Origin of the sequence: Lysinibacillus sphaericus (genome assembly GCF_015844675.1) — a bacterium.
GTDB lineage: Bacteria > Bacillota > Bacilli > Bacillales_A > Planococcaceae > Lysinibacillus > Lysinibacillus sphaericus_E.
On sequence record NZ_LDGC01000007.1, the window covers coordinates 1 to 12,639 of the forward strand.

The 12,639-nt window shown below is 37.4% G+C and carries 10 protein-coding genes and 1 pseudogene; 3 read left to right on the top strand and 8 right to left on the bottom strand.

The genetic code is table 11. From position 1 onward, the window contains the following. The coding region (locus ABE34_RS02505) for an IS30 family transposase (RefSeq protein ID WP_197140227.1) at positions 1–727 on the top strand (727 nt) is incomplete at its 5' end. Positions 728–862: 135 nt separating this feature from the next. On the opposite strand, the gene ABE34_RS02510 is transcribed toward ABE34_RS02505, so the two are convergent. From ABE34_RS02510 to ABE34_RS02520, 3 genes are all read right to left on the bottom strand, one after another. Further along, complete coding sequence (locus ABE34_RS02510; RefSeq protein WP_197140307.1) at positions 863–1,654, bottom strand: putative hydro-lyase; 792 nt, start codon at positions 1,652–1,654, stop codon at positions 863–865. A 63-nt stretch (positions 1,655–1,717) separates the two neighbouring features. Continuing rightward, positions 1,718–2,935 (bottom strand): NRAMP family divalent metal transporter, encoded by a 1,218-nt coding sequence (locus ABE34_RS02515; RefSeq protein WP_346655513.1) that lies wholly within the window; start codon positions 2,933–2,935, stop codon positions 1,718–1,720. Between the two features lie 40 nt (positions 2,936–2,975). Further along, entirely contained in the window at positions 2,976–3,740 is a 765-nt protein-coding gene (locus ABE34_RS02520) for a LamB/YcsF family protein (protein WP_197140231.1), read from the bottom strand. 275 nt (positions 3,741–4,015) lie between these two features. On the opposite strand from ABE34_RS02520, the gene pxpB reads away from it, so the two are divergent. Further along, positions 4,016–4,756 carry a 5-oxoprolinase subunit PxpB gene (gene pxpB / locus ABE34_RS02525; protein WP_197140234.1) on the top strand — a complete coding sequence of 247 codons (741 nt, stop codon included), beginning with the start codon at positions 4,016–4,018 and terminating at the stop codon, positions 4,754–4,756. After that, entirely contained in the window at positions 4,747–5,745 is a 999-nt protein-coding gene (locus ABE34_RS02530) for a biotin-dependent carboxyltransferase family protein (protein WP_197140236.1), read from the top strand. The genes pxpB and ABE34_RS02530 overlap by 10 nt, the downstream gene beginning before the upstream one ends. Positions 5,746–5,822: 77 nt before the next feature. On the opposite strand, the gene ABE34_RS02535 is transcribed toward ABE34_RS02530, so the two are convergent. The 5 genes and pseudogenes from ABE34_RS02535 to ABE34_RS02555 all read right to left on the bottom strand — a co-directional run bounded on the left by ABE34_RS02535 (position 5,823) and on the right by ABE34_RS02555 (position 12,499). Continuing rightward, the gene (locus ABE34_RS02535) at positions 5,823–6,581 is read right to left on the bottom strand and encodes an IclR family transcriptional regulator (protein ID WP_197140238.1); all 759 of its coding nucleotides are present in this window, start codon (positions 6,579–6,581) and stop codon (positions 5,823–5,825) included. Positions 6,582–6,913: 332 nt separating this feature from the next. Further along, positions 6,914–8,152 (bottom strand): MFS transporter, encoded by a 1,239-nt coding sequence (locus tag ABE34_RS02540; protein ID WP_197140240.1) that lies wholly within the window; start codon positions 8,150–8,152, stop codon positions 6,914–6,916. 419 nt (positions 8,153–8,571) lie between these two features. Continuing rightward, positions 8,572–9,717: an alanine dehydrogenase gene (gene ald, locus ABE34_RS02545; protein WP_197140242.1), complete on the bottom strand. Its 1,146-nt coding sequence runs from the start codon at positions 9,715–9,717 to the stop codon at positions 8,572–8,574. Between the two features lie 26 nt (positions 9,718–9,743). Further along, a pseudogene (locus ABE34_RS02550) lies at positions 9,744–11,166 on the bottom strand (aldehyde dehydrogenase family protein). A 22-nt stretch (positions 11,167–11,188) separates the two neighbouring features. Then, a complete protein-coding gene (locus ABE34_RS02555; protein WP_197140244.1) occupies positions 11,189–12,499 on the bottom strand; it encodes an aspartate aminotransferase family protein in 1,311 nt (436 codons plus the stop codon). Between the last annotated feature and the right edge of the window lie 140 nt (positions 12,500–12,639).

Here is a 12,639-nt window from a genome sequence, read left to right on the forward strand (position 1 = left end):
TACGCCTGAAGTAAAAGAAGCTGTTCAAGAAAAGTTGTGGGATACTTGGTCGCCTGAACAAATTGTCGGTCGCATGTATCAAGGACAGCTAAGTTTTAAAACTATCTATCGCTGGATTTACGATGGACTTTTAGAAGTGCCTGCCACCGTTCTCCGTCAAAAAGGAAAGCGCCAAAAACCCCGTGAAACAAGGGGAAGATTTAACATTGGTACACCAATTTCTAAACGCCCAAAAGAAGTACGTAAACGTGAAACCTTTGGACATTGGGAATTAGATACAGTTGTATCTGGACGTGGGAAAGCAAAAGGTTGTGTAGCAACATTTATTGAGCGAATGACACGATGGTATGTTGGCTTTTTGATACCAGATCGCTCAGCTCAATCAATGGAAAGAGCAGTACGCCTACTTCATACTAAATTACCAAAAGACACTATAAAAACAGCCACAACAGACCGAGGTAAAGAATTTAGCTGCTATAAAGTGTTAGAAAAAGACTTGAAAATTGATGTTTATTTTGCGGATGCCTATTCTTCTTGGCAGCGTGGAAGTAACGAAAATGGAAATGGATTACTTCGCGAATTCTTCCCTAAGCAAACAAATTTCGATGAAGTATCACCAGAAGAACTAACAGAAGCATTAAACTATATCAACAATCGACCAAGAAAATGTCTTGGTTGGAAAACTGCAAACGAGGCATTTAATGAGCAACTGTTGCACTTAATTTGACAAACTATCATCAAAAAAAAATTAAAGCTGATGGAATTTTACTCGTCGTAAAATTTCACCAGCTTTTTAGATTTCAGAAATTGGTTTTGTCCATCCTCTTGACGCTTACTATAAATAGATGTCCCTGATCACTCCTTAAAGTATGCTCAAGCTTGTTTCCTTTATATCAGTGATTAGCATATGACCCGGTGCATGGGTAATTATAATAGAAGGTTTACTTTCCATCGCTACTGCCTGAGGGGTTACACCACAAGCCCAAAATACTGGTATTTCCCCTGGCTTAATCGACACGGCATCACCGAAATCAGGTTTTGAAATATCCGTAATCCCTATTTGTTCTGGACTACCAATATGAATTGGTGCACCATGTACATTTGGAAAGCGCGAAGTAATTTGGATTGCACGAATCGCATCCTCTGGTGTCATAGGTCGCATACTGACAACAGTTGGTCCTTCAAACACACCTGCTTTTTCACACGCGATATTTGTTTTATACATTGGCACATTACAGTTTTCTTGAATATGTCTTATTGGAATACCCGCTTCAAGAAGCGGTGTTTCAAATGTAAAGCTACACCCTATTAAAAAACCTACCATATCGTCTTCCCAATAATCTGTAATATCTAATACTTCTTCAGTTAAAATACCATCCCGATAAATACGATATTTCGGAATGTCCTTGCGAATATCTGCATTTTCAGCAATTTTTGAAGGTATAAATGATCCAGGTTCTGTCACGTCTAATAATGGGCATGGCTTTGGATTTCGCTGACAAAATAGTAGAAAGTCAAAGGCATGCTCCTTCTTCAAAATTACTAAATTTGCTTGTGTAAACCCAATCGACATGCCAGAAGTTGGTCCAGAAATTTCTTGATGGCGAATAAGTTTACGGATTTCATTCGGCTCTAAAGCACTATATGTTGTCATCATCCATTCACTCCTTATTAAATAACCATCCATGAAAAAATGCTCATGGATGGTTTTGTTAGATTAACTAAAAATTTTAGGGATTTCTTCAATTAATGTATTAATGCTGAGATACCCCATAAGTACAACTACAATTGCTCCAGTGACAGTTAACCAACGTGGATGCTTATATGTACCAACAATTTCTTTTTTGTGTGCAGCAACTAATATAATGCCAAGTGATAATGGTAAAACTAGTGCATTTAATGCACCTACCAAAATTAACACATTAACAGGTTTTCCAACCAAGGCAAAAGTTGTTGTTGAAATAACGATAAATGCTATAATCACCCAATTATGATATTTCTCAATGCTAGGGTGGAATGAACGAATAAATGAAACGGATGTATAAGCTGCACCTACAACAGAAGTAATCGCTGCAGCCCACATAATCATACCAAACATACGATAACCGATATTACCCGCAGCTAGTTGGAATACAGATGCAGGTGGATTGGCAGGATCAATAACTAAACCTTTTGAAACAACACCAAGAACGGCTAAAAATAAAGCAATACGCATTACGCCAGTAATCAATATCCCTGTCACAGAGCTTTTTGTTACTTCTGGCAATGATTCTTGTCCTTTGATGCCAGCGTCCAAAAGGCGGTGACCACCAGCAAAAGTAATGTAACCTCCAACTGATCCACCAACCAAGGTTACAATCGCAAACCAGCTAATTTCTTTAGGCCAAACGGTGTTCACAATCGCTTCTCCTACAGGTGGTGAAGTTTTAAAAGCAACGAATAGCATGAGTAGAATCATGACACCGCCAGCAATTTGCGCAACCTTGTCCATTGCCTTCCCTGCTTCTTTATAGATAAATATAAAAATAGCAAAAAGTGCACTGACAATGGCACCTATAATTGGATCTATGCCAAGCATTGCATCTAACCCTAATCCAGCTCCAGCAACGTTACCAATATTGAATGCTAAACCACCTATAACAATCATAAGTGCAAGGAGAACTCCTAATCCGGGTAACACTTTATTGGCAATTTCTTGCCCTCGCAAGCCAGAAACAGCAATGATTCGCCAAACATTTACCTGTGCGACAATATCTAGAATTAATGAAATTAAAATGACAAATCCAAAGCTAGCCGCTAATTGCTGTGTAAATACTGTCGTTTGTGTTAAAAAACCTGGTCCGATAGATGAGGTAGCCATTAAAAAGGCAGCTCCTATTAATACACTTTTACTTGCTGTTTTCTTAACAAATTTACCTTTTTTCTCTTGCTCGATTCCCGCTTCACTAACTTCCGATTTTTTTGCTACCATTGGCTTACCCCTCCTTGATTGCACGTACTGATATTTGATGTTCTGCTAATCTTGAATGAATATATTGTGCAAATTCTACAGCATGTTCCCCATCCCCATGAATACAAATAGTATTTGCCTGTAATGGGACATCGATTTGCTGTTGTGACAGCACAATTCCCTCTTTCACCATTCTCACAACTTGATTCACAGCTTGTTCCTTATCGGTAATCAATGCATCAGGTTGTTTACGAGATGTTAAAGAACCATCCTTCTGATAGGTACGATCTGCAAACACTTCATGGGCTGTTTGAAGCCCTACTTTTTCTCCGGCTTTTGTCAATTCACTACCTGAAAGGCCGAATAACACAAGTGAAGGTGAAATATCATAAATGGCTTGTGCAATTGCCTCAGCAATCGCTGGATTTTTAGCAGCCATATTATAAAGTGCTCCATGTGGCTTAACATGCTGCATCGTTTCATTGTAAGTCGTTAGAAAACCTTGCAATGCTCCAACTTGATAAATAACCATATCATAGGCTTCCTGTGGTGTGATGTTCATCTCACGTCGTCCAAAGCCATTTAAATCCGGTAATCCTGGATGTGCCCCGATTTTCACCCCATTAGCAATGGCTAGCTTAACTGTCTCTCGCATGACTGTTGGATCTCCAGCATGGAATCCACAAGCAATATTAGCAGAGGTTACATATTTTAAGATTTCTTCTTGCTCTCCAAGTCGATAACGACCAAAACTTTCCCCTAAATCACAGTTTAAATCAACTCGAAACATCTTCTTCCCCCATTTTCTTCCCACTAAAATAATTTCACTGAATACGTTTACAATATTTCGTACCGATATTCGGAACTTAAGTTTTGAAATTTAAAAAAATCTTATCATATTTTATTATTACTGAAAAGTATAAATTTGAAATTTTGAGAAATAATTTTTTTTTGGAAATTTTCATTTAAATTAAACTTGTTTTCGTTTATTGTTTAAATATACTATTAATAATCCGTTATTTAAAACTTACATACCGAATTACGAAACTTCAGGAGATGGTTTTTATGATGAATTTAAAAGAGCATGTACAGATAAGACCTTTGAGTGATTCTGCACTAGTCATTCATGTAGGTGAAGGAATCAGTGAGGCAGTTCACAACAAAGTTAAAAATATATTGAACTTATTAGAGAGAAATCCATTTAAAGGATTCATCGAGGTTGTACCTGCCTATAATAATGTGACGGTTTATTACAATCCGATTGAAGTATACTTTTCTAATATAGGTAAAGAAGGCGAACTGCCTTACGAAAAGGTGAAAGCAACAATTCTTTCTTTAATGAATCAATCTCACATAGTTGAAACAACAAAGGAACGTGTCGTAAAAATCCCTGTAGTATATGGTGGTGAAATGGGACCAGATTTAGAATTTGTAGCCTCTTATCATGGGTTAACACCTAATGAAGTTATTAACATTCACTCTTCTGTAGAATATCTTGTTTACATGATAGGGTTTGCTCCAGGTTTTCCGTTTATGGGAGGAATGGACAAACAAATAGCAACACCTCGTAAAGAAACTCCACAGTTATCGATTTCTCCGGGATCTGTTGGAATTGCGGGAAATCAAACAGGTATTTACCCATTAGAAACTCCAGGGGGATGGCAAATCATCGGACAAACACCTTCTCGTTTGTTTCTACCTGAACAATCTCCTCCAACCTTATTACAACCGGGTGATCGAATTAAGTTTGTACCAATTTCGTTGGAAGAATATAAGAGCGATTGGGAGATGAAAACATGGGCATAAAAGTATTACAGCCAGGTATGCAGGCAACCATTCAAGATCTAGGAAGATATGGGCTACAAAAGTTTGGTGTTATCGTCGGAGGAGCAATGGATTCAATTTCCTTACGAATTGCGAATTTACTTGTTGGAAATTCGGAAGGAGAAGGCGCTCTTGAGGTGACCCTTTATGGAACATCCCTTTTATTCGAAACGGATGAACTTATTGCAATTACAGGTGGCAATTTACAACCTACAATAGACGGAAAAGAAGCACCAATGTGGCGACCACTTTTCATTCAAAAAGGCTCTGTTTTAAAATTTAATACTGCGATTAGTGGTTGCCGAGCGTACGTATCGTTTAGTGGCGGAATTCAAGTGCCCGAAGTGATGAGCAGTAAAAGTACCTACATACGTGCTGGATTTGGAGGATTTAAAGGAAGAAAATTGCTGAAGAATGATGTCCTTGAATTAGATAGACGATCAGAGTTAGGAGAGGATCTTTTTGAACAATTAAAAAAAGAACCAACGTACCTTCCTTGGTCAGCTGATTACACATCCTTTGTTACATTTAAAAAAACGCAAACAATTCGCTTTATAAGAGGCTCTGAATATGAGCGTTTCGATGAAGAGAGTTTAAAAAAATTCCTTTCAACACCCTACACCATCACAACACACGCAGATCGAATGGGCTATCGATTAGAAGGAGAAGCAATTCAATTAAAAGAACCATTTGAATTATTATCCGAAGGAGTTACATTTGGAACGATTCAAGTGCCCTCCAATGGGCAACCTATTATTTTAATGGCAGATCGTCAAACAACTGGTGGATATCCTAAAATAGCTCAAGTGATTTCTGCCGATTTACCATCTTTAGCACAAATGCAAGCAAATGGTCGCGTCTATTTTAAAGAGGTCACTCTGGAAGAAGCTCAATTGGCATTAATACATCAAGAAAGAAAACGAAGTGAATTAGCATTTGGGCTCCGTTTAAAAAGGTTATGGCATATATAGATAATAATATCTTCTAAAAATTAGCAACTCCAATGCAAAATGGGTAATCTCAAATAACATTTGAGACTACCCATTTTTTAAAGTTGTTCATACCCTAATTGTTTAGAAATTTGTGCGGTAGCCTTCTTAAGTTTATCGACGTAGATTTCAACGTTTTCCCCTTGATAATTGGTTTCTAGTCCCGCAATACTCATTGCTGCAACGACCTCTCCTTTATGATCGTATATCGGAGCAGCAACAGCAGATGTATAATTTTCTAATTCTGAATGGCTAATTGTATAACCTAGTTCTCTAGCCTGCATAATCGTTTCAAAAAGCCTTGCTTTTTCCGTAATCGTCCCCATTGCAAATGATTTAAGTTCTACCGATTCAAGATATTCCTTTATGTCTGCATCCGGTAAAAAGGATAATACAGCACGAGGGCATGCTCCTGCGTAAAGAGGACTTTTTCTACCAATTGCTGTGTAGAGTCGAACTTTTTGCTTTGTATCTATTTTCTCGATATAAACAGCATCGTCACCATCACGAACGATTAAATTAATCGCTTCTTTTACATCATTATGTAACTCATTCATAATTGGTTCTGCAATTTTTCGCACATCTAGGCGCATTGATACTAGATGTCCAAATTTAAGGAAGAGAATACCTAACCTATATTTTGCATCAGTTCCCTTCTCTAAAAATTCCATTTCCTCAAAAGATTTCAACATGCGGAAAGCAGAGGTTTTAGGGATTCCTGATAACTCAATTACTTCTTGAAATGTCAGTTCAGTATGTTCGATAAATAAATTTAATATATCCATAGAACGGATAACCGTTTTATTATTATTCGTCAATTTAAGTTTTCTCCCCCTTCTATACTAGATTTAATCTAATCATAATTTTTCTTTTCTTAAATAATAATTATACCTAACATCTTACTGTTTTTATATACCCTGGCTCTTCACCAAAACGTGTAATTGATTTCCGTTCCGGCTGGGCGCTTTCCTGGGGGCGTCCAGCCTCCACTCCAATCAACTTATATACAAGGTATACGTTTAACAAATTTCATCCACAACTTTTGGAGATAAGCCTATACCCTGTAAATCAGGTTAGTAAAGGAATAAAAAACAGGAGCAGAGAATGGTTGCTTTGCTTCCATGCTCTTCACCCCTGCTTGTTATCTTATTTATGTTTCCTTAAATGAAGTCACTCCAATCAAACCAACGATGGAGAAGATAACCGGCGTGATGAAACCATAGTAATATCCATCCATTAAATTTCCTGAAGTTGATTGAAAATGGTCCAATATATATCCAAAAATGATCGGTAGCAATACAGCACTTAGAAAGCCGCCCGTATTCGCAATCCCTGAAACAATTCCTGATTCCTCCAGTTTAAAAGATTGACGAACAGCTGCAAAGGTTAATGCACTTGCCCCATATCCAAAGCCAATGATAAAGAAAATAATAATTAGATAGACAAAAGAAGGATGCCCATTACATAAAAGGAAAGATAACCACCCTAATAAAACAATGATATGAACGACAATATACGGTCTTTTAATTGTTTCTAACCGACTTGAAACCCAACTAGCTAGAGGTGCTCCAATAAGTGCCCCGATAAGACCGATCATAATTAGTTGGCTGGCATCTGAACGAGTCATGTCATACATATTCATCCCATATGGTACTGCCCACGAACTGATAAACCCTACATAACCGCCGACTACCCCAAAATGGCAAAAGAATAGAGCCCATGATTGCGGATTTGAAAATATTCTTCGGAGTAAAACGGATGTTTTTTCACGTTGCACTTCTGTTAGTTCAACTACTTGCTCATCCCCCAAAATTTGTTTTGTTTTTTTTACAAGTACAAAATAAAGGAGAATGCCACATAAACATAATAGTAGTCCTACTGAGAAAAATGTTACCCTCCAACCAAATAAAAGGATCCACGTGGAGTAAGGTACTGTCGCCAATAAGAAACCAAGACTTCCTGTCATGCCCGCCAGGCCAATTAATCGAACAAATTCCTTTGGTTGAAACCATTGAGCCAAAATTAGCACCATGTTAACCCATATGGTCGCATCCCCTACCCCAGTTAGTATTCTGGCAAAAAACAGGACGAATTCATGTGTACCCATACTGTAAACAATTGTCCCTAAACCTGTAAGAGTAGCACCAATAATTAGAAAAAAATTTGGCCCAAATCGATCAGCTAAAATACCCATCGGAATTTGTAAACTCGTGTAGACAAAAAATTGTATACTCGTCAATAACCCAATCGTTGATGCTGTTACATTAAAATCTCGCATCAATTGGTCTGTAATCAGTCCTGGGGCGGTTCGTTGACTCGCCATTAACAAATAAGTAAATAATACAGAAACAAATACAACCCATCTATATTTGCTATTTTGTTTGTCCAATGATTTCTACCCCTATTAGCTTTTACTATATATATATGAATGATAGGTAACGTTAAAAACCTGTTATTAAAAGTAGTTTTATGATTTGATATGGTTGAAATGCTTTTAGTTCTCAATAACGAATTAATCTATTGGTTGGATGTGGCGTTGCAAAATGGCTATATGAAGCAACAATATGGTTGAGATATCGCCATAAACCAAAAATCTGAATTGCTTGTACACAATAAACAAGGTCGAATCCGTGAAAAAAAAGTTATGGAAACATACCCTTATCCAACAAGAGGCTAGTATTAATATCTATTCACCACTATATTAATAGGTCGAAATATAAAAATAGAAAAGAAGGTGAAAGCTGCTAGATTACGTTCCCTCCCAATTTTCACCTTCTTTTTATTTCAAATAACATTATTTCTCTTATTCTATTTAACTGCTAACGCCGAAGTTGAATCTGCTGCTAATTCTACTTGTAGATCCGTATATGGTAATCCATGTGCATCAGCTACCGCTTTATATACTATTTTTCCATTTACTACGTTTATCCCCTTCGCTAAAACAGGATTATCTAAAGCAGCTTGGCGATAGCCTTTATTAGCTATTTGCAAACCGTATGGAACAGTTACATTTGACAAGCCCATTGTTGAGGTACGCGCGCAAGCACCTGGCATATTCGCAACTGCGTAATGCACAACACCGTATACTTCAAAAGTAGGATTACTATGAGTAGTAATTCGATCAATTGTTTCAATGGAACCCCCTTGATCTACCGCTACATCCACTACAACCGACCCCTTTTGCATCGTTTGAATCATTTCTTTTGAAACTAATTGTGGTGCACGTGAACCTGGAATTAGCACAGCACCAATTAACAAATCTGCTGTTTTCACTGCTTCAGCGATATTGTAGGTATTTGATGCAAGTGTACGAACACGTCCTTGGAACATATCATCTATTTGACTTAAGCGTGTAATATTTACGTCTAAAATTGTTACGTTTGCACCTAATCCTACTGCCATTTTCGCAGCATTCGTCCCAACAACTCCAGCACCTACAATCACTACATTTCCAGGTGCAACACCGGGAATACCACCTAAGAGAACTCCTTTGCCTCCTTTGGAATTTTCTAAAAACTGTGCACCAATTTGTACAGACATTCGGCCTGCAACTTCACTCATTGGTGTTAACAACGGTAATGCACCTGAATCTAATTGAATTGTTTCATAAGCAATTCCAGTAACTTTACTTTCAAGCAAAGCTTTCGTTAATTCTGGCTCTGGAGCTAAATGTAGGTATGTGTAGAGAATTAGATTCTCTTTAAAATATTTGTACTCCTCCCGAATCGGCTCCTTCACTTTAATCACCATATCAACATCCCAAGCTTCCTTAGTCGATTTAGTAATTTGAGCGCCTACATCTAAATAATCTTGGTCTGTAAATCCACTACCTAGCCCTGCACTCGATTCAATTATTACTTCATGACCACCTTTTTTGTAAGCCACAACACCTGCTGGAGTAATTCCTACTCGATTTTCATTATTTTTTATTTCTTTAGGTACACCAATTATCATTATATTTCCTCCTACCTATTTTTTTATTAGTTTTGGTTTATAACTACAAGTTTCATTTCTGTCATTTCCTCAATTGCATACTTCAGCCCTTCTCTTCCCATACCACTTTCCTTTACGCCACCATATGGTAGATGATCTAAACGGAATGTAGGAATATCATTTATAATGACACCACCTACATGGAGTTTTTGCGTTGCCTGTAAAGCAACATGGATATTATCCGTATAAATACCAGCTTGCAAACCATATTTGGAGTCATTTACTTGATCAAATGCCTCTTGAATAGATGTAAACTTCATAATAGATACGATTGGTGCGAATACCTCCTGACAGGAAACCTTCTGCTCCGGTTTTACATTTAATAGTACGGTAGGTTGTAAGATATTCCCTTCAGATTCTCCACCAGTTGCAATAATTGCCCCTTGCCCCTTTGCTTCTTCAATCCAACTTAATGTTCGTTTTACATCTTGTGGACTAATTAAGGCTGAAACATCCGTTGTAGGATCTAGGGGATCACCAAGTTTCAACTCTTTTGTAGCTGCTACAAATTTATCTACAAACAAATCATACATTTTTTCGTGAACATAGATTCGTTGAACTGAAATACATACCTGCCCTTGGAATGCAAATGCACCGGAAACGACACGTGGAATTAATTTATCAATATTAACATTTTCGTCGATAATAACAGCCGCATTAGAACCCAATTCAAGCGTTACTTTCTTAAGACCTGCTTGATTGCGTATGCCAATACCTACAGCGGGGCTACCTGTAAAAGAAATCTTTTTCACGCGATTATCCGTGACTAATTTGTTACCAATTAAAGAACCTGCACCAGTAACGATATTTAACGCACCCTTCGGTAATCCTGCCTCTACTAATAATTCACCAATAAAATAGGAAGTTAATGGTGTTTGACTTGCTGGTTTTAATACAACTGTGTTACCTGATGCAATTGCTGGCCCTACTTTATGAGCTACTAGATTCATTGGGAAATTAAATGGTGTAATAGCTGCCACGATGCCTAATGGTTCACGAACCGTATAGGCAATGCGCCCGTCTCCACCTGGGGCAGCATCCACAGGAATTGTTTCTCCGTGTATTCGCTTTGCTTCTTCAGCAGCAAATTTATACGTTTGAATTGTACGCTGAACTTCTGCTTTGGCAGTTGAAATAGGCTTGGCTGCTTCTAGTGCTATTAGCTCTGCTGCTTCTTCAGCACGTGCTTCTAATAAAGAAGCTAATTTTTCAAGAATAATCGCACGCTTATACAAAGGCATATTCGCCATCGTTTTACGTGCAGCATCGGCAGCTACTAAAGCTGCTTCTACTTCCTCGACATTTGCCTTTGGTATTTCTGCAATGACCTCGCTACTATAATGGTGAGCATAATTCTGTATACTCTGCTGCTTCCACCCAATCCCCATTGATAAATAAATTTTTCCTCATTATAATTACCTCACCTTTCGTATTACAACTTATTTGCTAATACCTGATTCTCTACTTCTTGAATCGCATTTTCTAGAATATCTAATAAATCTCTTAACTCCTTTTGGCTTATTGATAATGGTGGTGAAAATACAACAATATCTTGAGCATCTAGTACAACAGAGCGACATATTAATCCCAACTTTGCTGCCTCTGTCACTATTTGCGGAGCGAGGAGTCTACCTTCATAAGAGATTTCTATACCTGCCATTAAACCTAAACCTCTTGCATCTACAATAAATGGATACTTCGCTTGTAATACTTTTAACCCTGCTAATAGTTCTTGACCACGAATTTCTGCATTTGCTACTAAATTATCTTTCTCTATAATTTCAATGTTTTTCAACCCAACTGCACAGGCCATTGGATGACCACTATAAGTGTATCCATGCAACATAGTTCCTTCTGATAACTCAGAAAATTCTTGATGTATTTTCTCTGAGATCATTACACCACCTAATTGTGCATATCCACTAGTAACACCTTTTGCAAAGCACATCATATCCGGTACCACATTAAAATGTTCCATCGCAAAAAACTTACCCGTCCTACCAAATCCTGTGATAACTTCATCAGTTATCATCAAAATACCGTACTCATTGCAAATTTCACGAATTTCTTTGAAATAATTATCCGGTGCAACGTGCACCCCCCCTGCACCTTGTACTGGCTCGGTGATGAAAGCTGCTATTGTTTCTGGACCTTCAGTTTCAATCAAATCACGTAAAGCCTGTATGGAGAAATGATCTACGAATAGAAAATCCGGTGCATTAGAATTTGTAAAATCACGAAATCCTTTTAAACCCGTCGCACTTGTAGCACCGATTGCCACCCCGTGATAAGATCTCGATCTTGAAATAATTTTTTTTCGAGAAGTTTCCCCTTTTAATATCCAATAATGACGAGCCAATTTATAGGCGCTATCATTGGATTCGGAACCACCGGACGTAAAAAATGTAGTATTTAAATCACCAGGTGCTAATTCTGCTAACTTTTTTGCTAATAGAATAGCAGGCTCATTACTAAACGTTGCAAAACAAGAACTGAAGGCTAATTTATCCATTTGTTCCTTCGCTATTTCACCAAGTTCTGTTCTACCATGTCCGATATTCACATTCCAAAGTGAAGACATACCATCAATAACTTTTTTACCTGTAATATCATACAGATAAACACCTTTTCCTTCTGTAAAAATAAATGCCGGTCCATTTTCCGTCTTTACTGGTGAAGTAGGGTGTAGAAAATGCTTTTGGTCTAACACTTTAAATTCTTCAACAGAATAATTTCTTTTCATAAAAATACATCCTCTCTTTAAATGTTTTTAAACAATAAGTTTGCCAACTACTAACATTTGATTTACTTACATTTCGGAAATAAATTAATTTAATTTTCAATCAATTAAGAATGCAGGAATTGTTTCGTCGTTTTAATTGT